The organism is Enterococcus sp. DIV0240d (assembly GCF_051711245.1).
GTDB lineage: Bacteria > Bacillota > Bacilli > Lactobacillales > Enterococcaceae > Enterococcus_D > Enterococcus_D casseliflavus.
The window spans coordinates 1,516,085-1,538,147 of the sequence record NZ_JBIOMG010000001.1; the positions used below are offsets into that span (position 1 = coordinate 1,516,085).

19 protein-coding genes are annotated in these 22,063 nt (G+C 42.4%); 10 read left to right on the forward strand and 9 right to left on the reverse strand.

The window, feature by feature from the left end; genetic code table 11:
- Positions 1-155 precede the first annotated feature (155 nt).
- The 4 genes from IGJ25_RS07070 (at position 156) to IGJ25_RS07085 (ending at position 3,704) form a co-directional block, all read left to right on the forward strand.
- Positions 156-668, forward strand: coding sequence for a hypothetical protein (locus tag IGJ25_RS07070; RefSeq protein WP_015509419.1), 513 nt, complete (start codon positions 156-158; stop codon positions 666-668).
- Positions 652-2,007, forward strand: coding sequence for a PTS cellobiose transporter subunit IIC (gene celB, locus IGJ25_RS07075; protein WP_081116760.1), 1,356 nt, complete (start codon positions 652-654; stop codon positions 2,005-2,007). The genes IGJ25_RS07070 and celB overlap by 17 nt, the downstream gene beginning before the upstream one ends.
- Positions 2,008-2,108: 101 nt before the next feature.
- A complete protein-coding gene (locus IGJ25_RS07080; protein ID WP_081116759.1) occupies positions 2,109-2,837 on the forward strand; it encodes a GntR family transcriptional regulator in 729 nt (242 codons plus the stop codon).
- 159 nt (positions 2,838-2,996) lie between these two features.
- Positions 2,997-3,704, forward strand: coding sequence for a demethylmenaquinone methyltransferase (locus tag IGJ25_RS07085; protein WP_438779220.1), 708 nt, complete (start codon positions 2,997-2,999; stop codon positions 3,702-3,704).
- 104 nt (positions 3,705-3,808) lie between these two features.
- Here IGJ25_RS07085 and IGJ25_RS07090 read toward each other — a convergent pair whose 3' ends face one another.
- The 5 genes from IGJ25_RS07090 to IGJ25_RS07110 all read right to left on the reverse strand — a co-directional run bounded on the left by IGJ25_RS07090 (position 3,809) and on the right by IGJ25_RS07110 (position 8,566).
- Entirely contained in the window at positions 3,809-5,614 is a 1,806-nt protein-coding gene (locus IGJ25_RS07090) for an ABC transporter permease (protein ID WP_438779221.1), read from the reverse strand.
- A gap of 13 nt (positions 5,615-5,627) precedes the next feature.
- Positions 5,628-6,380 (reverse strand): ABC transporter ATP-binding protein, encoded by a 753-nt coding sequence (locus IGJ25_RS07095; protein ID WP_016610385.1) that lies wholly within the window; start codon positions 6,378-6,380, stop codon positions 5,628-5,630.
- Positions 6,381-6,387: 7 nt separating this feature from the next.
- Positions 6,388-6,750: a YxeA family protein gene (locus tag IGJ25_RS07100; protein ID WP_081116756.1), complete on the reverse strand. Its 363-nt coding sequence runs from the start codon at positions 6,748-6,750 to the stop codon at positions 6,388-6,390.
- A gap of 167 nt (positions 6,751-6,917) precedes the next feature.
- A complete protein-coding gene (locus tag IGJ25_RS07105) occupies positions 6,918-7,268 on the reverse strand; it encodes a hypothetical protein (protein ID WP_081116755.1) in 351 nt (116 codons plus the stop codon).
- On the reverse strand, positions 7,265-8,566 hold the full coding sequence (locus IGJ25_RS07110) for a DUF1576 domain-containing protein (RefSeq protein WP_081116754.1): 1,302 nt from the start codon (positions 8,564-8,566) through the stop codon (positions 7,265-7,267). The genes IGJ25_RS07105 and IGJ25_RS07110 overlap by 4 nt, the downstream gene beginning before the upstream one ends.
- Positions 8,567-8,943: 377 nt before the next feature.
- Between IGJ25_RS07110 and IGJ25_RS07115 the strand changes: the two genes are divergently transcribed.
- On the forward strand, positions 8,944-10,737 hold the full coding sequence (locus IGJ25_RS07115; protein ID WP_438779222.1) for an oligopeptide ABC transporter substrate-binding protein: 1,794 nt from the start codon (positions 8,944-8,946) through the stop codon (positions 10,735-10,737).
- Between the two features lie 257 nt (positions 10,738-10,994).
- On the opposite strand, the gene IGJ25_RS07120 is transcribed toward IGJ25_RS07115, so the two are convergent.
- Positions 10,995-11,858: a helix-turn-helix domain-containing protein gene (locus IGJ25_RS07120; RefSeq protein WP_010747920.1), complete on the reverse strand. Its 864-nt coding sequence runs from the start codon at positions 11,856-11,858 to the stop codon at positions 10,995-10,997.
- A 1,056-nt stretch (positions 11,859-12,914) separates the two neighbouring features.
- On the opposite strand from IGJ25_RS07120, the gene IGJ25_RS07125 reads away from it, so the two are divergent.
- From IGJ25_RS07125 to IGJ25_RS07135, 3 genes are all read left to right on the forward strand, one after another.
- Complete coding sequence (locus IGJ25_RS07125; RefSeq protein WP_005225677.1) at positions 12,915-13,757, forward strand: PRD domain-containing protein; 843 nt, start codon at positions 12,915-12,917, stop codon at positions 13,755-13,757.
- A 170-nt stretch (positions 13,758-13,927) separates the two neighbouring features.
- The gene (locus IGJ25_RS07130) at positions 13,928-15,829 is read left to right on the forward strand and encodes a beta-glucoside-specific PTS transporter subunit IIABC (RefSeq protein ID WP_010747921.1); all 1,902 of its coding nucleotides are present in this window, start codon (positions 13,928-13,930) and stop codon (positions 15,827-15,829) included.
- 91 nt (positions 15,830-15,920) lie between these two features.
- Positions 15,921-17,390: a glycoside hydrolase family 1 protein gene (locus IGJ25_RS07135; protein ID WP_010747922.1), complete on the forward strand. Its 1,470-nt coding sequence runs from the start codon at positions 15,921-15,923 to the stop codon at positions 17,388-17,390.
- A gap of 51 nt (positions 17,391-17,441) precedes the next feature.
- On the opposite strand, the gene IGJ25_RS07140 is transcribed toward IGJ25_RS07135, so the two are convergent.
- Positions 17,442-17,627: a hypothetical protein gene (locus IGJ25_RS07140; protein WP_010747923.1), complete on the reverse strand. Its 186-nt coding sequence runs from the start codon at positions 17,625-17,627 to the stop codon at positions 17,442-17,444.
- 365 nt (positions 17,628-17,992) lie between these two features.
- Positions 17,993-18,250: a hypothetical protein gene (locus IGJ25_RS07145; protein ID WP_010747924.1), complete on the reverse strand. Its 258-nt coding sequence runs from the start codon at positions 18,248-18,250 to the stop codon at positions 17,993-17,995.
- Between the two features lie 572 nt (positions 18,251-18,822).
- On the opposite strand from IGJ25_RS07145, the gene IGJ25_RS07150 reads away from it, so the two are divergent.
- Positions 18,823-19,710, forward strand: coding sequence for an SDR family oxidoreductase (locus tag IGJ25_RS07150; RefSeq protein WP_005225682.1), 888 nt, complete (start codon positions 18,823-18,825; stop codon positions 19,708-19,710).
- Positions 19,711-19,791: 81 nt separating this feature from the next.
- Here the strand turns inward: IGJ25_RS07150 and IGJ25_RS07155 are convergent, their stop codons facing one another.
- Positions 19,792-21,297 (reverse strand): helix-turn-helix domain-containing protein, encoded by a 1,506-nt coding sequence (locus tag IGJ25_RS07155; RefSeq protein WP_225000733.1) that lies wholly within the window; start codon positions 21,295-21,297, stop codon positions 19,792-19,794.
- A gap of 92 nt (positions 21,298-21,389) precedes the next feature.
- Between IGJ25_RS07155 and IGJ25_RS07160 the strand changes: the two genes are divergently transcribed.
- The gene (locus IGJ25_RS07160) at positions 21,390-22,058 is read left to right on the forward strand and encodes a WxL domain-containing protein (RefSeq protein WP_118214972.1); all 669 of its coding nucleotides are present in this window, start codon (positions 21,390-21,392) and stop codon (positions 22,056-22,058) included.
- The last annotated feature ends 5 nt before the right edge of the window (positions 22,059-22,063 follow it).

Here is a 22,063-nt window from a genome sequence, read left to right on the forward strand (position 1 = left end):
TTCGCTTAACTTTTCAGAAATAACGAATGAAAAAGCAGATTATTTTCAGAGAACACTTTCAAAAAGAAATCGGTTGCATTCAACAAGAATTCTGCTAGAATATAACTTGTTCGAACAAGTTGTTGAGCGAAAGCAAAACGAAAGGAGGAGGACTTGTGACCAAAAGGAAACCGGTAACCCAAGCAGCCAAGAAAGAATATGCAAACAAAAGTATGCGGTTTAATCGTTTTTTACTTTTTCGTTATATGACTGCGATCTTTTTCTTTGTCAATCTTTATTGGACCCTATTGAGTCTGTCTCAATGGACATGGGCTGGTTTGATTCCCATTGCCTTATTGATCGTTGATGGACTTATACTTATTGAACAAACTCAAAAATATTGGCAGCAATCGAATCGTTTACTGGTGACAAAGATCGGTTATTGGCTCCAATTCGGCGTCAATCTCATTGCAATTTTTGGTATTTTGATCGGGCAGCAAGCAACGTTGATTCCTTTTATGAATCAATCGGGTAGAGGGATCTTACTTGCCTTGTTTTCTGTCGGCATGATGGCGTGTTTGTTCATTCAGCGTAAAGCGTGGTTGATCGAGCATGACCGCGACAAATATTTCACGTATTTGACTACATTTGAAACTCAAGGAGGAACAGTCAATGGATTCAGAAAATAACAAAATGTTTGCCTTCTTGGACCGCTACTTAATGGGTCCAATGGGGAAAATCTCACAATTACGGATCGTTCGTGGGGTCATGGCAGCCGGGATGGCGTCGATTCCTTTCACTATCGTAGGATCAATGTTCTTGATCATCAGCGTTTTGCCACAAAGTTTTCCTGTATTAGAGGGTATTTGGAGTGCGTCATTCGATAAAATCCAAAATCTTTACATGTTAGGTAATACCGCAACAATGGGGATTTTAGCACTTTACTTCTGTGTCGTGTTTGGTTACGAGTACACGAAAATCCAAGCGCAAGAAGAGAAAATCGTTCTTAGCCCAGTCAATGGAGCATTACTTTCTATGATGGCGTTCTTTATGTGCTTGCCACAATTAGTTTTTGAAGGCGGTATGGCAACACTAGTCAATGTGATTTCTGATGACCAAAAAATCATCGATGGCTGGGAAATGGCTGGCGGCGTTACTCGTTTAGGAACAACTGGGATCTTTACAGCGATTATCATGGCGATCATTGCCGTAAAAATTTATGCGTTCTGTGTGAAACGCAATATTGTCATTAAAATGCCTGACACAGTGCCAACAGGAGTATCTTCCTCTTTTACGGCATTGATTCCAACGGCACTGACTTCATTAGCTGTGATCGTTATCAATGGTGCATTAGTCGCAATGGGCACAGATATTTTCAAAGTCATTGCGATTCCGTTTAGTTTCGTGACGCAATTGACCAGTACCTGGATCGGACTGCTTGTTATCTACTTCTTCATGCATGCACTATGGATCGTCGGTATTCATGGGGCAACGATCGTGACCTCATTCTTGACGCCAATCGTGTTGTCAAATATGGTGGAAAACCAAAATGGTGCCAACATTGCCTTTGCGGGTGAATTTAACAACAGTTTTGTTACGATCGGTGGTTCAGGAGCGACGTTAGGAATGGTGATTTTCATCGCCTTCTTTGCAAAATCAGCGCAGTTAAGTGCTTTAGGAAAAGCAGCGATCGTGCCATCCTTCTTTAATATCAATGAACCGATTTTATTCGGGATGCCAGTGGTATACAACCCGTACACAGCGATCCCATTCTTCTTAGCACCAATGGCTTCAATGTCCGTTGCTTATTTTGGCATCAACTTAGGCTTTGTTAACCCACCGATTGCTCAAGTAGCGTGGCCGACCCCAATTGGATTATCTGGCTTTATTGGTTCAGGTGGTGACTGGCGTGCCTTTGTCTTAGCAATCATCTGTGCAGTCGTTGCTTTCTTGATTTGGTTCCCATTCATCAAAATGTATGATGGCAAATTATACAAGGACGAACAAGCAAACGCAACGAAGGCATAATCAATCTGTTTTTTTGATAAGCCGGCTATGAAAAATAGCTGGCTTTTTTTACGCCAAAGATGATAATAGTAGTAGAGAATCCGAAGGAAAGGAGTAGGCAAATGACGAAACTCAGTATTGAAGACTTAGCAGCGGAATTGATCAGAAAGATCGAAGCGGGTGACATAGGAAATGAGCAGGGGAAGATGCCTAGTGAACGAGAGCTTTTGGCGATTTATCCCGTTTCTCGTTATACGTTACGTCAAGCCCTCAATAAATTGAGCAAGATGGGCTGGATCTACCAGATGCAAGGCCGCGGCTCGTATATTCGCTTTCAAAACAACCAAAAACCGGCCATTGAACAAGGTGATCTTGGCTTCAATGAAGACTTGACACGGGGCGAGAAAAACATTCGAACGGTCAAAGCCTCAAAGCGGCTGGTCAAAGTATCAGAGGCGCTGTTTCTTCCAAGTCAAAAACAATTTGCGAAAGATCAACACTTTATCGAAGTCCAACGTTTTCGCACATTAGATGACAAACCCTATTTGATTGAACGTTCCTATTATATACCTGAAATCGTGGGGGAGATCTCCGAAACAATGATGGAGGGGTCGATGTTCCAAGCTTTGGCAGAAGAAAAACAACTGACAGTCGCCTTCATCGACAAGTTCATCCAAAGCAAACCGCTATCACAGGAACAAGCAGCGTTTTTTCATCTAGAAGAAGGCATGCCCGCACTGATTGTAAGGGATGATAGTTACTTAAAAAATGGCGAACTATTGGCATTTTCGATGATTCATTATGATTATCGGATGGCAACCTTGTATATGCACAAAAAGATAATACTTTAAGTTATTAACAATGCAAATCGACTAAAAACGATGGCAAGCATGGTCTTTGTTCCCCTCGTTTTTTCGTGCTAGACTAAAATTATCAGCAGCTTTTAGCAACTGGCAGCTAAACGTTAAGAATTTAGGGTCTAAAACGAGGAAAAGAAAGGACGTGCCGCAATGGCAACAACAGCCAAAAAAACCAAAGTACATGATGTATTTGAATCGATCGCTTCCCGTTATGATCGAATGAACGGTATTATCTCCTTTCAGCTGCACAAACGGTGGCGCAAGGATACCATGAAACGAATGGCAGTACCAATGGGTGCTGAGATATTAGATTTATGCTGCGGTACCGGGGATTGGGCGTTTGCGTTGAATGAAGCGGTCGGTCCGACGGGGCAAGTGACCGGCGTTGATTTTAGCGAAGAAATGTTAACGGTTGCCAAAGAAAAGGCACAGAAAAAGCAACAAACGCAGATCCAGTGGCAGACCGGCAATGCGATGGCATTAAGCTTTCCACACGAGCACTTTGATTATGTGACGATCGGGTTCGGGTTGAGAAATGTCGCGGATCGCCAACAAGTCTTGGCAGAGATCCATCGGGTGTTGCGCCCAGGTGGGAAAATCGTTTGTCTCGAAACATCACAGCCCACACTGATCGGCTGGCGGCAACTGTTTACTTTTTATTTTCACCATGTCATGCCGTTATTTGGCAAACTGTTCGCCAAAAGCTATCAAGAATATTCCTGGCTGCAGGAGTCTGCACGGGATTTTCCTGACAGGGAGGCATTGAAACGAGAATTTCAGGCAGCTGGCTTTGATGTGCTGCAAGTCAAAAGCTATGCAGGAGGTGCGGCGGCGATGCATCTAGGGGTCAAACCCTAAAATTGTCTTCCCTTTGTCCGAAAAAAACGAGAAAAATGAAAGAGACCATCATGCCCTTTATGGCTTGGTGGTCTCTTTGCGTTGAGCAATTCAGAGTGTGATTGTTATTTTTTTTTTGGGTTTAAAACAATGTTGGTGTATAACCCAATGGTCACCACGTAATAAATGGCGTAGAGGGCGATAAAGATGCCAAAAGGTAGCCATAGGTCATGGTACGGATCGATCATCAAGGTGGTGAACATTTTTAGACCGAACAAGACATGGATCATTCCTAAGATACCAGGAACTAGGAAGAGCACGCCGATCTCTTTGCGGATCGAGCTTTTCAGTAAACGCGTGCGGGTACCGATTTTTTTCAGCATCGTGTAACGTTGAATGTCGCTGTTTGCCCCTGAAAGAATTTTGAACATCAGGCAGCTTGCTAACATCGTCAAGAAGGCGATACCCAGGAAGAAGCCCATAAATTCAAAACCAGAGAAAATCCCGTTATAGCTGTCGTAGGCGAAGACCCGTTGTGAGAAATTCATATCGGCGGTTTCTGAAGAATTTGCGTCTTGATTTGCTTGCGCCAAATCACGCAACGCATCGTAGCTTGCTTGGAAGTCTTTGACTTGTACCATTCGCAAGCTAGTTTCCGGCGCATTGACTGCACCAAAAGCGGTTTGATCCACGACTTGGATCTCCTTACCTCGTTGTTCTGGTAAGAGGTAGCTACGCAATTGGTCTTGGGCGGTCAGATCAGAAGCTAATTGATCGCCAGTCAGCTTGTTGTAAGTGACATCGACACTCATCTGATCCATACTGGAGCTGAGCAAGTTGTTTTCGTTGAATTGTTCCTTCACGTAATAAATGGTGTCATCTGTTTCTTTCATGCTGTAGGTCACATCAAGGGTCGGGTTTAACGCATTGACTTTTTCGTCAGAGGCGTTTTGGGCATTGTTCAAATACAAGTCATAAGGGGCAACAGTTTTTGCTAGGATAGGGATCTCGTTTTTAAAGCCAAGACCAACCGTCAAGGCACCTAATGCTAGAGCAAAAAGCATCGCCACCATCGAAAGCATCTGGGTATACTCACGAATCCGAAAGCTTAATTGCGACAAGGTGAAATTGTTTAACTTTTTCAACGTGATCGTATCGTTCTTCTTTAATAGGGATAAAAGAGCGATGATCACCGAACGAAAGACGAGGTATGTGCCAAGAACGATCGTGACAAGGGCGATGCCGATCCCGATCAATTGGAAGGTCATCAAATCGCTCATCATATAATAGCCGATGGCTAAGGAACAAAGACCTAAAATGGTTTGCAAGAAGAGCAAGAATGGCCGTTGTTTGACTTGTGCCGGCGTGCTTGTTTCTCGTAATAATGCTAAAATCGATTTTTTGGCAATTGCCCGTGCATTGAAGATGGCAGCAATCAAAAAGAGAACCGAGAAGAAGACGACGGTTACGATCAATGCTTCGGGACTAAATGCTGCATAATGGGAGATCTGCAAGTTTAATTGATTGACTAGCAAAGTATTGACACCACTTGCTAAGCCGATCCCTAAGATCGAGCCGACTGCGGTGGCAACGATACCTACCATAAAGGTTTCGATAAAAATCATTTGGGCGATCTTTCGTCCTTTGGCTCCTAACATCATAAACATGGCATAGTCCTTTTGGCGCATCGCCATCAAGAAAGAATTGGCGTATAAGATGTAGGCAAAGGTAATGATCCCTAAGAGGACCGAGCCAAAACGAAAGACGAAGACCACCATACTGATGATCGAGTTGCTTTTTAAAAAGGCTTCATTGCTCGCCATTGATTCGAACATATAAAAGATGGCTGAAGCCATGACTAGACCAGAAAAGAGGACGATATAATCCTTCAACCGAGCTTTGATCCCGGTAAGTGATAGTTTCCAAAGCATGTGTTCTTCCTCCTTATTGTTCCAAGTTTCCTAGAATGACAAGGATCTGGCGGTAAAACGCTTCGCGGCTTTGATCCTCACGTTTGACTTCTTGATGGATCTTTCCGTCCTTGATAAATAAAATACGTTGGCAATAGCTGGCAGAAAGGGGATCATGAGTGACCAATAAAATCGATACTTGGTCATTGGTATTCAAGTCGTCCATCATATTCAATAAGTCTTTCGCACTTTTTGAATCCAAGGCACCTGTCGGTTCATCCGCAAAAAGGATCGTTGGTTCCGTGATCAAGGCTCGCGCGGCTGCCACCCGTTGCTTTTGACCACCAGAGATCGCTGCTGGATATTTGTCGAGAATATGTGTGATGGACAAGCGTTCTGCGACTTGTTTGATCCGTTGTTGGATGATCTTTGGTTTGACTCCTTGTAAAGACAACGGGACAGCGATGTTTTCTGAAGCCGTTAAGTTTTCTAATAGATTGAAGTCTTGGAAAATAAAGCCGATTTCACGGCTGCGGAAATCTGCCAAGGCATCGCCTTTTAGTTTGGTGATATCGCTATTGTTGATACGAATGGCACCTTTTGTCGGATGATCCAACGTTGAAAGAATGTTGAGTAGGGTGGATTTCCCTGAACCAGAAGCCCCCATGATTCCAATGAATTCGCCTTTTTCAATATCAAAGCTGATGCCTTTTAAGGCTTCGGTTTGTTTTTCGTTGGCTTTTCCGTATACTTTGGTCAGTTCATTTGCTTGAATAATTTTTTCCATCGTTGCGTTACGCTCCTTTTAATTGGGTTAATGCTTTGGCTGGGATGTCTTTTTCTTTGACCTCTTCATAGCCAGTTACCCCTTTTTTTTCGTTCCAAGTAAGCTTCAAATAGGCTTCTTTGCGCAATGGTCGTTCTTGGAAACCGTTGAAATCAAGGGTTTTGCTTTTGCCGTTCTCATCATACCCTGGCAATTCGTAATGGTATTGAGTATAGACATTCCCATTGTCATCCTTAGAGTTCGTCTTTTCACCATCTGTGGTGATTTGGACATAGTAGCTGTCGCCGCCCATGATGACGGTTTGTGCGACTTGCAATGCGCCGAACCCTATGAGGAGGAGCGCTGCAAGTCCAATCAGAAGTTTTTTCATCTATCGGTCACCTCATTTTTTATTATGATGAAAGTATAACGCTGGTTTTCTGAAAAGTAGTGTGAAAAATCTATCAATAAACTTTCAATTTTGTCACGACAAACGAACAAAAAACGTTTCTAAAGGGTGAAGGTCACCGCTTAGAAACGTTTTTTGCGTAGGGCTTTTCAATTGTATTTTTTGCGAAATAGTTCAACGATTAGTTGGCCCTCGTCATACATAATGGCGGCTTCGTCGATCATTAATCCTAATAGATAGTAATCTTTTTCTTCATGGATCGTTTGATGACCGCCTAACAGCTCCACATAATAATTTTCTAACGTGCTATCTCTTGGTGTGTTGAGCATGTCGATAAAGTGTTCTAAATCAGTGGGCTGCTCTGGAAATTGACCTTGCACAACTGCTTTAAACCCCTCTGCTTCAAAGGCCATCTCACTTATTATCTTTTGACAGTCATGGGACAAAAAGTAGGTGACCACTTCATCGACGATTCGCCGTGCCCGTTCTTTTTCAATCATTTTCTTCTCCGCCTTCTGATTTGCTGGTATTCATCTAACAATGGTACCATTGCTGCCGCGACAAATCCACTGGAAAAGCCATTATTGTATAAGTTCAATCCTCCATGTAAATAGGTGATATTTGTGACCAAGGCTGCATGGACCACCCCAGCGATTACGCCAGCAACTGGACCATAATACCCACTGATGGGGGCTAGACTGGTGCCGAAGATCGCTGTCAGCAATAAACTGAAGGTCGAGACATCAGAGGTCAAACCGACCTTGGTTGCTAAAACCACCCCAATCATGACAGGCAAACTATTTCTCCAGTGATTCCCGAAAGCACTGAAACCAATCACGGTCAGTATTGCGCCTAAAAGGGGACCAGATAGTTCGCCTTGTAAGAAGAAGACAAAGAACAGCATCAACATCCCCATCATCGCCATGTTCATCATCGTGACCCCAAGGGAAAAAATCGTGACATAGTCCGTCATTAATTTCCCTGACGTTTGAAAAAGCTCAGGCAAGCCTTTGAGGGATCGCTGATTTAGAAGATAACCGATAAGAAACATGGCAAGACAAAGAATGAGCAAGAACCCAGTCAGATAATAGTGATACTCCGTCGTCAACTGTTTGTTTGAATAGACTTCCAAGTCGAACAGCCGTAAAAAACTCGTGAAAAACATAGTGATGATGCCAGCAGCAAACCCGATATTATACAAAGAAAAACCTTGGTGGAATTGTAAAAATTGAGCTGCTAGAGGAGGGAGCGCCAAACCGATCAATAGACCGATCCCATAACCAAAAGCGATCCCGACTGGTAAAGGCAACCCTAAACCGAATGCTAAGTAACTGATGACCGGCGAGGCGGCACTGCCAAATAAGGCAACTAGTGAATATTGTGTAGCGGGGCGTTGCTGTATGTAAGAATATAAATAGACACCAAGTGGAATGGGAATCGAGTTAAAGATGTTTTTTCCAAAAAAAGAAAAGCCAGATATGGTAAAAAAAGCAGCGATCATTGGTCCACTAATAATCGTTCCTTGCTTTTTCGCAAGGAGGATACTGATCAATGTCAATAAGCCACTGTTTAAAAAGGCGCTTCCAAGATTGCCGATCGCAAAATAATCAGAAATCAAATTGCTGGGGGCATTTAAGATTGCCAGCGAGCCTTGCCACAAAGCTTGAGGAGGGGAAGCAACCAAGCCAATGAGGATCAAGACGATGCTATACGCCAAAAGCAAGCGCTGGGTTAAGAGCTGTGAGATAGGTGCAAAGGGTTTCGATTTTGTTTGTAAGAAAACTCGTTTATCTGCCATAGTTTCATTGAACGCTCCTTTTTTTCATAGTATCACACTTTTTAGCGACAAAAAAGTATTTTTTGACAGTTTTAAGTAGCAGGACGACGAGAGAAATGAGAACCAAAAAAGGGAGAAAAAGAAAAATTTAAGAAAATGCGAATAAAAATAACGGCGATGTATCAAGGAGAATCGCCCTTTTTTCAATAATTTCATCAATCGGTGAAATTATTGACAGAAAGAATTTTACGAAAATTGTTATAATTTAGTTAATCTCGTTCAGATTTTCTAATAAAAAAGCCATTTTAAGATAAAAAAAACTGTTTGCTTGGTTTTTTTATTCGAAGATCGAGTGATCACTGAATCACGAGGAAGGGATTTAAATAAGGAGGAAGAGTATGAAGAAAACGAAGTTTGGCATGATTACTTTATTGGCAGCGCTTGTTTTAGGGGCTTGCGGACAAAGTAACGAAGGTGGAACAGGTTCGACAGATACACAAGAATCATCAACTGAGGCAGCTGGATTTGATATCAATGATTTGCAGCTTGCAGTTGAAAATAACGATGAAGTGATCGATGGGGGCGTCTTAGATGTTGCGGTAGTAACAGATACGCAATTCCAAGGGTTGTTTCAATGGGAGTTTTATCAAGATGCTTATGACCGTGACTTCATGTTACCAAGCCATGAATATTTGTTCCTACAAGATGAAGATTTCCGAATTGTGAATGGTGGACCAGCTGATTTAGAATTAGATGTCGATAATAACAAGGCAACGATCACTTTGCGTGAGGACTTGAAGTGGTCTGATGGGGTCGATGTAACGGCTGAAGACGTGATCTTCTCTTATGAAGTCATCGGACATCAAGACTATGATGGCGTTCGTTACAACAATGATTTTACAAATATCGTTGGTATGGAAGAATACCACAGCGGCGAAGCTGATACGATCTCGGGGATCACAGCAGTCAGTGACAAAGTCGTTGAAATCGAGTTTAAAGAAATGCATCCAGGTATGCAGCAATCCGGTGGAGCGATCTGGAACTCTGCACTAGCGAAACATGCCTTTGAAGGCATTGAAGTGGCAGATATGCCTTCAAGTGATCCCGTTCGAACCAATCCAATCGGTTTTGGTCCATACAAAATGAGTAATATCGTACCAGGTGAGACGGTGGAATATGTACCGAATGAACATTACTATGGCGATACACCAACCTTAGAAAAAATCGTGATGCATAACGTCCCTTCGGCTTCAATCAATGAAGCGTTAAACGCGAAGCAATACGATTTAGTCTTAAAAATGCCAACAGATACCTTTGATACGTATCAAAACATGGATGGCTACCAAATGTTAGGTCGTCCAGAACAATCTTATACGTATCTTAGCTTTAATTTAGGTTCATGGAATGATGAAACAAACAGTGTTGATTTTGATCCAAATGCAAAAATGGCGAACAAAGCATTGCGTCAAGCAATGGGCTATGCCATCGACAATGATGCGATCGGTGAGCGTTTCTATCACGGCTTGCGTTCAAATGCTTCAACATTGATCCCACCTGTTTATGGTACGTTGCACAACAGCGATGCAAAAGGATACCATTTAGATATGGAGAAAGCAAACCAACTTCTAAATGACGCTGGCTTTATCGATGTGGATGGCGATGGCTTCCGAGAAGATCCAGATGGCAACAAATTGACCATCAACTTTGCGTCAATGTCTGGTGGGGAAGTTGCCCAACCATTGGCGGATTACTATGTTCAACAATGGCAAGAAATCGGTTTAGATGTTCAATATTCAACAGGTCGTTTGATCGATTTCCAAGCCTTCTACGACAAGCTGAAAAACGATGATCCAGATATCGATGTCTTCCAAGCTGCTTGGTCTACTGGTTCAGATCCATCACCAACCAGCTTATGGGGACCAAATTCAGCATTTAACTACACTCGTTTTGAGTCAGATGAAAATACTGAATTGTTAGCTGCGATCGATTCAATCGATTCCTTTGATGAAGCAACACGGAAGGCTGCTTTTGATGCATGGCAAGAATATGCGATTGAAGAAGCTTTTGCGATCCCAACGTTGTATCGGAATCAAATCTTACCGATCTCTGATCGTGTCGCAAACTTTACCTGGGCATTTGACGCCGATCATAACCCATGGGCAACCATCGGTGTGACTTCAGAATCTCGTTAATCGGTTAGTAAATTACACAAATGAATCGGCAGCAGCGTGTTCGTTGCTTTTGCCAAGCAAAATCAGTTAGGATTAAAACCTAACTGGTTTTTTCTTGGTCCATGTAGACGGAAGAAGCAAGTCGCATGTTGAACCCTTCATTTTGAGCGGCTGTTTCGTGGGCGGGTTGGAGTGACATTGACGAAAAAGCTGAGCTCCGTTGGAAGATCAGCTTTTTTTGTTAGATAACATTACATAAATGTCCATTTAATAAGCGGCTAAATCGCACGATTGGTAACAGCAGCAAGCAACTGTTGGAGATCGTTTTTATGGTTCTGGTAACCGGCTTGTTCAATAACGACTAAGGTGTTTTTTAGAATCTCTTTGTTCAACTGAGCGGATTGCAAATACGAGTAAATTTCCTGATACAGCACTTGATGGATTTTCAAATAAAAATAGAGGGGTGTATTGGGGAGCGGTTCAGACAAGAGCAGAAACTTGTTTAGTAGATAGGCATCTTTATTTTCGCTGGCAAAGGCACAGCCGTTTAAGATCACGACACTTAACAGATTTGCATAAAATGGATCATTGGCGTAGTGAAGAATTTTTTTGATCCCATGATCTAAGTAATAACTGATCGTTTCTTGGTCAAAAATAAATAACAAATTTGAGAATAAATTTAACTCAAAGCGCCCCCAGGTTTCGATATCAAACAAGTATTGCTTTACCAGTTCGACTTCTTGGGTGTAAGCTCCTTGATTCATCAGAAATGATTCACGGTTGAGCAGCAGCAATCCTTGGACATACAAAGAATAATAGAAAAAATTTTGTGTCTCAAAGTAGCGTTTTTCCAGGCTAGTCAAGTAGTCGAGAGTCAGTGTTCGCTCATAGTAACGGGTATAGAAATCTTGCACCAGCTGACGTTTCTGATCCGTGACTTCGCTGTCGATCAACAGACTGAACTCATGAACCGTGATATTCATTTTGTCTAAGTAGTCAAATAGGGTTTGTGATGAGAGGTTTGTTTTACGATTTTCGAATGAAGAAAGGGTGGTGCGTGAGGAAATACCTTCGGCAAGCTTGGCTTGCGAGATTTTGCGATCTGTGCGCAGTTTTTTGATTAAAGAGCCTTGCTGTTTCATGGGGGACCTCCTTAATTGTGACGCATTTCTGAACAATGTGATTTTAATAACATGTTATCAAATATAATAAGGTATAGCAAATAATAAAGGAGGTAGTTTTTCATGGAATTTGAACCATTCGGCCCTTGGGAAATCAACCCATTTAAAAACTAGTACTGCCTTTTCTGCGAAACCTTATCGTTGACCTTTCAATGATAAGTCTTGTGACTGTTTCCTTTATGATAGGAACAGCATATTCCTCGCTCTCTGCGGTTTTTATCGCAGGATCGAGCAACATCTTGAAGAATCGAAAGGTTATTTGATTGCTTCCCCCTCTCAAAGACACCTTTTCGTTTGTGGAAGTCATGAAGCACATGAATCGCTAAAAGCGGTCAGTCACATTGAATGTCTGTCATGCACCAGACCTTCCCCAATTCTTTGTGATTGATCGTTTTTTGTAAAGCATCATCCTTCTAGCTATGACCGTAATGTACGAAGATTACGGTTTTTTTTGTTGTGTGCTATTGGATAAAATCTGCAAGAGTTGTCACAGAGGGTTTATACAGAAAAACCCCTCACTATCAGTAAGAAAACTACGAGCAAATAAGAGTGAAACGAAGCCGAAAACGAAAAAAGAAAAACGTTTGCAAAAAAAGTGTTGACATTTTTTCTCAGAATGAGTACTATTATCTCAACGGAACATGAGAGTGTTCTCATTACTGGATTCGTTACTGTTCGGCAGGCAAGACCAGAGGAAAAAAGTGCGTTGATTACCCAAAGTTTCTTGGGTTGTACACTTTTTTGCTTTGGTCTTCTTTTTTTGCTCCATTATTTCTAATAGCTAAAAAAAGAACCGGTTCCAAGGTAAGGTCCAGTCATTGATCAGCAAAGGAGGGGAGAAGTAAAACGCAATGAACTGCCAGCTAGGTTTGACGATAGCCTGCAGCACTGTCTGGAGCAGTCAATCACCTCGTCACTTAACGGCACATCAGAGAAAGAAAAAAATACAAGACCTTCTGCATAGACGTCAAAGGATGCAACGTTTTTACGGGCTATGCTGATCAAGGAGGATCGTTCGTGAAGATTATCAAGAGGATCAACAACAATGTTGTACTTTCAAAAGAAGATGAAGTTGAAGTGATCCTAATGGGAAAAGGGATCGGCTTTCAAACGAAACCGGGTGACCCGATTCCAGCTGAGCGAATCGAAAAAAAATACTATCCAGAAGATGATTTGACAGTGGAACATATGTCGAAAGTCATGACGAAGGCTGACGAAAAACAAATGGCCGTCATTTATGAAATCGTGCGTCTTTTTCGGGATAGTGTTGGAACCGATTTCAATCCAAATGTTTATTTCACACTGATGGATCATATCTTGTTTGCCATCAGTCGCCAAAAGCAAGAAATTGTTTTGACCAATCCCATGCATTGGGAAATCAAGAAAATCTATGCCAAGGAATATGCGGTCAGTGTCCAAGCGGTCGAGTTGATCCGCAAAGAGCTGTATCCCGATTTTTCACAAGAAGAAGCTGCGTTTATCACTTTGCATTTCGTCAATGCGCAAATTGAAAAAAGCGCCAATCAAAGTGCTTATGAGCACACCGAGTTGACGAACAATATTTTACGGATCGTTAAGTACAGCATGAACATCGAGTTTGATGAGAATTCTTCTTACTTCCAACGGTTCGTGACCCACATTCGCTATTATTTAATTCGACAAAGTCAAGAAAAAGAAGAGCCAGTATTGGCAAATCCAATGATTGCCTTGGCCTTCAGCAGCTATCCAAAAGAAAAAGAAACCGCAGATTCGATCAAAGAATACTTATTTGAACAAAAGGGCTGGCATGTCAACGATATGGAATTGATGTATTTGATTCTGCATATCGGTAACTTAGCCGCTCACTCAAAATTAACCTAAGAATGGAAATGGATTCGTTACAGTTCGGCTGGCAAGACCTGCACTTTCTTACAATACTAGATGAGGAAACCCGTCACTCTTTTTTTAGGGGATCTCTCATGCTTGTTTATTGTAGAAATGGCTGGTCTTTTTATTTTTATTAAATGACCAATAAAAAAGGAGCAATCAAAATGGCAAAATATACTGAATTAGCGCAAGACATTTTGGCCCACGTTGGTGGCAAAGAAAATGTCTCATCTGTAAAACACTGTGTGACTCGCTTACGGTTCCACTTAAAAGACGAAAGCAAAGCGGACACTGATTATTTGCAAAAACGTGACGGTGTCGTGACCGTCGTCAAAGCAGGCGGACAATACCAAGTCGTTATCGGCAATCATGTGCCAGATGTTTATGATGAAGTGTTGAAAGTCGGCGGATTAGCCGATGGCGGCAGTCTTGATATCGATGAAGGCGACGGGCAAAAAGGCAGCTTGTTTGACCGCTTTATCGATGTTATCTCAAGCCTGTTCCAACCGTTCTTAGGCCCATTAGCGGCAGCTGGTATCTTAAAAGGGATCACGGCGTTGCTGGCAGCAACTGGGATGGAAGCGACCAATGGTATCTATGTAGTAATGAATACTCTAGGCGATGGTTTGTTCCAATACTTACCAATGATCTTAGCCGTCACTGCAGCGAAGAAATTCAAGATGAATACCTATACAGCATTAGCGATCGCAGGGGCGATGGTCTATCCTGGCTTAGCAGAAAGCGTGGCTGAAGCGAGCAAAGTCTTCGGTCTAACCTTGACCTTGCCAGCAGGCGGCTACTTCAACAGCGTATTGCCAATTATTTTAGCGATTTTTGTCGCTTCAAAAATTGAACAGTTTATGCGCAAAGTCACACCTGACGTAGTCAAAATGTTTGTGGTTCCGTTTGTAACGATTTTGATCACTGTGCCGTTGACCTTCTTTGTGGTCGGTCCAGTCGCAAATACAGCCTCTAGCTGGATCGGTGTTGCTTTCCAAGCGGTGTACGATTTCAGCCCAATTATTTACGGCTTTGCTTTAGGGGCATTATGGCAAGTATTAGTTATGTTTGGTCTTCACTGGGGTCTTGTGCCATTGGCGATCATGGATATGGCGCAAAACGGCTCTTCGATTATTTTGACCGCAGCAGTGCTACCATGTTTCACGCAAACGGGTGTGTTAGCAGCGATTTGGTTGAAAACGAAAGAACCAAAAGTCAAACAAGGCGCAATGCCAGCTTTGATCTCATCAATCTTCGGTGTGACTGAACCTGCGATCTACGGGTACACGTTGCCAATGAAAACACCATTTATCGTTTCTTGTTTAGTTTCAGGTTTCGTCGGTATCTACTTGTCAATCTTTAACGTCACTGGTTATGCAATGGGTGGTATGGGGATCTTCTTGTATCCTGCATATATCGATCCAGCAACAGGCAGCTTCCATAGTGTGATCCACTTGGCGATCGGTACAGTGATTGCGATCGTAGCGTCATTTATCATCATGATGTTGTTGAAAGTACCAACATTGTATACAACTGTTGATTCACCAGTCGACGGTCAAGCAACACCAGCAGCGCCAGCGCCAGAAGCAAAAACTGTTTCTGCCAGCGTCAAAGATGAAACAGTCAAAAGCCCAGTAACTGGTCAAGTGGTTGCTTTAGCAGATGTGGAAGACAAAGTCTTTTCTTCAGGTGCTATGGGAAAAGGGATCGCAGTTGAACCAGCGATCGGTGAAATCACTGCGCCAGCAGATGCAGAAGTCAAAATCTTGTTTCCAACAAAACATGCCATCGGTTTAGTGACAGAAGATGGAACAGAACTATTGATCCACATCGGCATGAATACGGTAGAACTTGAAGGCAATCACTTTACTGCCTACATCAACCAAGGAGACAAAGTCAAAGCTGGTCAAAAATTGATTTCTTTTGATACAGAGGCGATTCGTGCGGAAGGCTATTCCTTGCTGACACCAGTCATCGTCACGAACTCTAACGACTACAGTGACATCCAAACGACACAGTCAAAAGAAGTAACAGCGCAGGATGATTTGATCGAAGTCGTAAAATAAATGCGTTTAACGGCACGTCGCAGGATCAGTAAGAATGCTTTCTTGCTGATCTGCTGTGTCGATCATTAAAGAAAAAGAAAGTAGGCTAATCATGACAGAAAAACAATTTCCAAAAGGTTTTTTATGGGGCGGCGCCACTGCAGCCAACCAATTTGAAGGAGCATGGAACGAAGGCGGACGTGGTCCAGCGACATCCGATACAGCGATCGCTGTCAAACCAGAAGACCGCAAAAACATGGCAGAATTTGCTGCACCAATGACACGGGAAAAAGTTTTGTTTGCCTTAAATGACAAAGAAGGCTTGTATCCAAAACGTTGGGGGTCAGACTTCTACCATCGCTACAAAGAAGATATCGCCTTGTATGCAGAGATGGGCTTCAAAACCTTCCGTCTGTCCATCGCTTGGTCAAGAATTTTTCCAAATGGTGACGATGCTCAGCCAAATGAAGAGGGCTTGCAATTTTATGACAATGTGTTTGATGAGTGTGCGAAATACGGGATCGAACCCTTAGTGACCCTCTCTCACTACGAAACACCTATCGGGATCGCGTTGAACTATGGCGGCTGGAAAAATCGCCAAGTGATCGATTTGTTCGTCAAATACGCAGAAACCGTGTTGACCCGCTACAAAGACAAAGTCAAATACTGGTTGACCTTCAATGAAATCAATATTATGGGGATCTCTGGCTATGTTGGCGGTGCCTTATTATCCGAAGACGGCACACAAAACCTTTCTGACATGTATCAAGCCGTGCATCATCAATTTGTGGCTTCTAGTTTAGCAACAAAATTTGCCCACGAAATCAATCCTGACATCAAAGTAGGGATGATGTTGGCACGAATGCAAGCTTACCCAGCTACACCAAATCCAGCAGATGTGATGGAAGAAATCAAGCGTGACCACGAGAATCTCTTCTTCTCTGATGTTCAAGTTCGTGGGAAGTATCCCGCATATACGAAGCGCTTCTTTAAAGAAAACGGCATCGAAGTGACCTTCGAAGACGGCGATTTAGACATTCTTGCGCAATACCCTGTCGACTTCATGTCCTTTTCTTACTACATGAGTTCTATTGCCCGCCACAATCCTGAAGAAGGCGGCGAAGCAACTGCTGGCAACTTTTCTTTAGGCGAATCAAACCCTTACTTGGAAGCTTCTGACTGGGGGTGGCAAATCGATCCAATCGGCTTGCGTGTGACTTTGAATAACTTGTACGACCGCTACCAAGTACCGTTGTTTATCGTTGAAAACGGCTTAGGTGCCTTGGATACAGTGGAAGAAGATGGTTCAATCCATGACAGCTATCGCATCGAATATTTGAAGGCGCATATCGAACAAATGTATGAAGCGATCGAAGATGGTGTGGAATTGATGGGCTATACGCCTTGGGGTTGTACCGACTTAGTATCGGCTTCCACGTCAGAAATGTCGAAACGCTACGGCTTTGTCTATGTAGACGCGGATGATGAAGGAAACGGCAGCTTTGACCGTTCCCGCAAAGATAGTTTCTACTGGTACAAAGAAGTCATTGCCACCAATGGCGGTAGTTTGTTACAGGATTAAAAACTAAAACAAAGCGGCTCTCTTTTGTGAGCGCCGCTTTTTTTGCTGGGTTTAGAGAACAAAGAAGAAAAAGGGAATCAGCAGCTGCCATGCCAGATAAATCAAAGAAACAGTCAACGCCCACTTCTTCATTTTTGGCTTAGGCACAACGGATTCAGGCATTAAATACACAAGGGAAAAAACCGTGAGAAAAAATAGCAGGGTCAGTGGTTGGACGACAAAGGTCAGCCAGCTCATAGGAAACGCTCCTTTCAAGAGGTTTGAAGATTCTTTGTTGCGATGTGGTAATTTACAATTTTATTATATATTTAATTATTCAGGAAGGCAATGTGTTCTTGGGGATCGCAAGTGTCACAACGAAAGGAATCAGAGAGAAAGGCTTGGTATGCCGTGATCTGCGAAAAGTGATTTTTTCATCAAAGCAGACTGAATAAGAATGAGTGAGGATGAATAATAAAAAAATCCCTTCGAAAGGGGATCATGAGCCGCAATCCTTACGAAGGGGATGAAAGGAGCTGTTTCGTAGGTATAGCTCGTCTTTGTTGTAGTCAAATGAGTGTTCACTAAGAGGATGTTTTGGTGCGAGTGAGGCGCAGCTGCAGTCAACGTTTTCTACTACGCAAATAAAAAATATACCCAAGCAGACTAGCAGAAATCAGGAAACCCATAAAATAAACGGTTAGTTTCATATCTGGCATGACATAGGAGTATTCTAAGATTTTACAAACAAAGAGGATCAAAGAAACAGTGATCGTTAGAGAAACCCATGTGAAACGCGGCAGTCGTTTTGTCAGGAAGACCAAACCTAACGAAAAAAAGATGACTGGTACCCAAAAGATCAAGCGAGCAAGTTGGATCATTTTATCTCTCCTCATTCATTCTTATTTGAGTAAAAGGATAACGTAAATATTCAATTTTTTAAAATCATATCCATTGGTTGTGAAAAAAATAGTTAATAATCAGAAGGATATGTGAAGGCACGCTAATGTTTTTAGTACCGCGAATAAACAGCTTATTTTTTAGAAAACGAGTATGCTTTTTATTACTTTAGAAAGTTTCAGCACATATTACAGACACCAAACACTGGATGATCGACAGCCACCACAGTCATCCCGATGTTTTTCTACAGACCGCAAAGGAGATGGAGGCCTTTCGTCGGGCACTCCTCGAACTGCTAGAAAAGTAGCAAAATCAACCACTGCACACAAAAATTTCATTACGATTTCCCAGCAGAATGATGAGATACCTGGGGGCGTTTTCACTACTGAGTCATGCATCATTTTCGTTTTACTAAGCATCTGTTTTCTTACAGATGCTTTTTTTCTGGTGAGCGTTTCGTTTCTCATTCGCTCCATCTTCCTTTACACTTTTAAGTAAGGTCATAACAAACGATGACAAATAAGATGTAGAAATAATCAAGGAGGAAACGAGCATGTCAGAAAAAATCAACAATCCGTTAACGAAGTATTATGATGGCAAATTTGAAAAACAGGTGCAAGAAGCACCGGCGATTCAAGGAAAGATGCAGCCAGTACCTGATTGCGGGGAAGAAAGCTACTCAGGTTCAGACAAATTAGCTGGACGCAAAGCATTAGTGACCGGTGGTGATTCTGGTATTGGTCGAGCAGCAGCGATCGCTTTTGCCAAAGAAGGCGCCGATGTTGCAATCAACTATCTTCCTTTTGAAGAAGAAGACGCGCAAGAAGTCAAAGCAGTCATTGAAAAAGCTGGACGCAAAGCCGTCTTGATCCCAGGAGATTTGAAAGATGAAACCTTCGCTCGTCAATTGGTTCATGAAGCAGCCAAAGAATTAGGCGGGTTAGATACGTTGGTTCTAAATGCTGGGATGCAACAAGCGGTGAAGGACATCAAAGAGTTGACTACGCAACAAATTCAAGACACCTTTACAACGAATATCATCTCGATGTATTGGACAGTCCAAGAAGCATTGGATTACTTACCAGCTGGTGGAAGCATCATCACGACCACTTCGATCCAAAGTGCGGAACCAAGCGCCCATCTTTTAGACTATGCAGCCACGAAAGGTGCCATTACTTCCTTTAGTAAAGGGCTAGCTGCGCAATTAAGTGAAAAAGGCATTCGGGTCAATACCGTTGCGCCTGGTCCAATCTGGACGCCACTTCAAATTTCTGGTGGCCAACCACAATCTGCGATCCCAGAATTTGGTCAAAAAGAATTGATGAAACGTGCTGGACAACCAGTCGAATTAGCACCAGTCTACGTTTTCCTAGCCTCTGATGAAGCAAGCTATGTAACTGGTCAAGTGTACAGTGTAACGGGTGGTAGCTTCTTCGCTTAACAACCCTGGATAAACTTGTAGGAAAAAAGCTCGAGCAAAGATGCTCGGGCTTTTTTTGTGGATGGAAATGGAATCGGCAGCTTACTTTCCTTGTTTGGCAAACATCTTGGTCATCATCAGTTGATTGATCTTTGCAAAAACGGCTGCCCACTCTTGTTCGGCTTGTAGGTTAGACAGTAAGACTAATTTTTCGGAAAAAATCACTTCTTCATAACTATCGGTGATCAATAGATCGGCTGCTTCCATCTGGTTAATAAAAGTCACTGAAGCTTTGGAATAAATCGAACGGATCCTTGTCTCGATCATTTGCTTCGTGCGGTATTGGATCGTCGTTTGAATATAGATCGACACGGTCGGGGGCGTATTCATCTGTGTTTCTAAAAACAAGAGATGCGCAAGATAAGGCAACTGTGTCTGTTCAAAATACTTTTTGTCCAAGTCAGCAAATGGATACCTTTCAACATGGGTCAGTAAAAGCTTGCAGATTGCTTCATAGGTTTTGTCATTCGAAGGAGTGTTTTCGGTCAACAGTTGGTGTTCTAGTTGCCACACTTCCAGAAGATCGATGCCGATAATGATTGATAGATTGAAGACCAGCAGACAGCTGCTTAATAATTTTTCAAATTCGGCGACTTCTTGACTTGGAGCAAAGGTATCGTGCCAATCTTTGATCATTGCGGTGAAAAAGCGCACAAGATCGGTATCAGAATGTTTGATCTCTTGGATGATCGCTTGATTCTTCTCTTGGGGAATCACCCCTGGCAAAAAGACATGCAAAAAGAAATTTAAGTAAAGATATTCTGACTGAAGCGTCTTTTCTGAGGCATAATCGGCACTCAAAAAAAGCGATTCGAGGATTTCCTCTGGTAAAAAACAATAAAAATTCATCAATCCCATGTATTTTTCAGGAATCGCTGGCAAATATTTTTTCTGGATCGTTCGGCTGACCACTGCTTGCCAAAATGCAGCGAGTTTATTTTTCGTTAACGGATCAAAGTGAGAAACAGCAAAGAACGCTGTAAACTCTTCGACATTTTTATGGGAAACGCTCGGCAATAGCCACAAATCAGCAGGCGCACTTTGGGTCAAGAAACTGTAGGTGAAAATACGGATATCAAGCTCTTTTCCATCAAGAACGATGCGATTATTCAGGTCTGTTCGAATTTGGATTTGAAACTTTTCCAATAGTTGATTGATTTTCTTGATCAACCGATACATATGCGATTGGCTGACATGCAAATCCAAACATAATTGCGTCAAGGTCATTTGCGGGCGCCCAATCAAGTAGTGAATCAAGGTATATTGTGTGGAGTTGAGCAAATAATGATACATCAATTTTGCATAGAAAGGTTCATCGTCCTCTGCTTGATCAACAAAATACTGATTGTAATGATTTTTTGATAGAAGCAGGTGAGGGGAGAGCAGCTGCAAATCTTCATTTAAAAAATAAATATATTTTTGCAGACTTTTTTGTGGGATGTTCAAAACTTCTGACAGTTGGACCAATGTCACGCCATTGGAATTACAGACAACTTTGAAAATCTCTAATTTCTTTTCTTCTGCGGGAGAAATGAATTCTCGATACATAAGGGATTCTCCTTTTTGGCGTTTTTTTTACGCTAAATCTGTGAACCGTATGATAACCATGATGGATTATACTTATGATAGATGAGAATAGAATGAAAAAACACCAATTAAATTATTATTTTTTAAGGCTGTTTTTTTCGATTAACCTCGGTTTCTCATTAAAAAAAGTGAAGGAAGAGATGAAAATGAACAAAAAGGCAGTAATGTTAGGTTTGGTCGGAATGGGTTTAGGAATGGCGCCGACTGCGGCAGCTGCAGCAGAAGCGAATCCAACGGCTTCAATGACGAGTCAAGCAACGCTAACGATCGAGCAAGGAATCTTGTCACTGGATCAGGTGACTAATTTTAACTTCGGTACAAGCAGTATCCAAGAGATCGCTACCGATGAACAAGTGATTCAAACAACGTCGAATGAAGTGACATCGATCACAGATTACCGTGGGCCGAATCAAGCTGGCTGGCAGTTGACGGCGCAATTATCGAAAATGACGAATGCTAGCGATAACGAGCTGGCAAATGCCAAAGTCACTTTAAATGGTACAACGGCTTCTGGCGATGCAGCGCTAGTATCGGGCACCGAATTGATGGTAGGGGCAACAGAACCTACATTGATCGCTTCTGCTAATGGCACAACTGGCTTAGCAACCAATGACTTTAACTTTTCCAATGCTTCATTAACCGTACCAAAGCAAAATGTGAACAGCGGCACTTATAGCGGCACGATCACTTGGACATTAGCGAACACGTATCAAGCAGAGTAGGAAAG

Excerpts from the sequence above, each read along its gene's own strand:
- IGJ25_RS07080 (WP_081116759.1), top strand. The coding sequence starts at position 2,109 with ATGACGAAACTCAGTATTGAAGACTTAGCAGCGGAATTGATCAGAAAG.
- IGJ25_RS07090 (WP_438779221.1), bottom strand. The coding sequence starts at position 5,614 with ATGCTTTGGAAACTATCACTTACCGGGATCAAAGCTCGGTTGAAGGAT.
- IGJ25_RS07100 (WP_081116756.1), bottom strand. The coding sequence starts at position 6,750 with ATGAAAAAACTTCTGATTGGACTTGCAGCGCTCCTCCTCATAGGGTTC.
- IGJ25_RS07095 (WP_016610385.1), bottom strand. The coding sequence starts at position 6,380 with ATGGAAAAAATTATTCAAGCAAATGAACTGACCAAAGTATACGGAAAA.
- IGJ25_RS07155 (WP_225000733.1), bottom strand. The coding sequence starts at position 21,297 with ATGTATCGAGAATTCATTTCTCCCGCAGAAGAAAAGAAATTAGAGATT.
- IGJ25_RS07160 (WP_118214972.1), top strand. The coding sequence starts at position 21,390 with ATGAAAAAACACCAATTAAATTATTATTTTTTAAGGCTGTTTTTTTCG.
- IGJ25_RS07110 (WP_081116754.1), bottom strand. The coding sequence starts at position 8,566 with ATGGCAGATAAACGAGTTTTCTTACAAACAAAATCGAAACCCTTTGCA.
- IGJ25_RS07140 (WP_010747923.1), bottom strand. The coding sequence starts at position 17,627 with ATGAGCTGGCTGACCTTTGTCGTCCAACCACTGACCCTGCTATTTTTT.
- IGJ25_RS07105 (WP_081116755.1), bottom strand. The coding sequence starts at position 7,268 with ATGATTGAAAAAGAACGGGCACGGCGAATCGTCGATGAAGTGGTCACC.
- IGJ25_RS07120 (WP_010747920.1), bottom strand. The coding sequence starts at position 11,858 with ATGAAACAGCAAGGCTCTTTAATCAAAAAACTGCGCACAGATCGCAAA.
- IGJ25_RS07135 (WP_010747922.1), top strand. The coding sequence starts at position 15,921 with ATGACAGAAAAACAATTTCCAAAAGGTTTTTTATGGGGCGGCGCCACT.
- IGJ25_RS07085 (WP_438779220.1), top strand. The coding sequence starts at position 2,997 with ATGGCAACAACAGCCAAAAAAACCAAAGTACATGATGTATTTGAATCG.
- IGJ25_RS07150 (WP_005225682.1), top strand. The coding sequence starts at position 18,823 with ATGTCAGAAAAAATCAACAATCCGTTAACGAAGTATTATGATGGCAAA.
- IGJ25_RS07145 (WP_010747924.1), bottom strand. The coding sequence starts at position 18,250 with ATGATCCAACTTGCTCGCTTGATCTTTTGGGTACCAGTCATCTTTTTT.
- IGJ25_RS07130 (WP_010747921.1), top strand. The coding sequence starts at position 13,928 with ATGGCAAAATATACTGAATTAGCGCAAGACATTTTGGCCCACGTTGGT.
- IGJ25_RS07115 (WP_438779222.1), top strand. The coding sequence starts at position 8,944 with ATGAAGAAAACGAAGTTTGGCATGATTACTTTATTGGCAGCGCTTGTT.
- celB (WP_081116760.1), top strand. The coding sequence starts at position 652 with ATGGATTCAGAAAATAACAAAATGTTTGCCTTCTTGGACCGCTACTTA.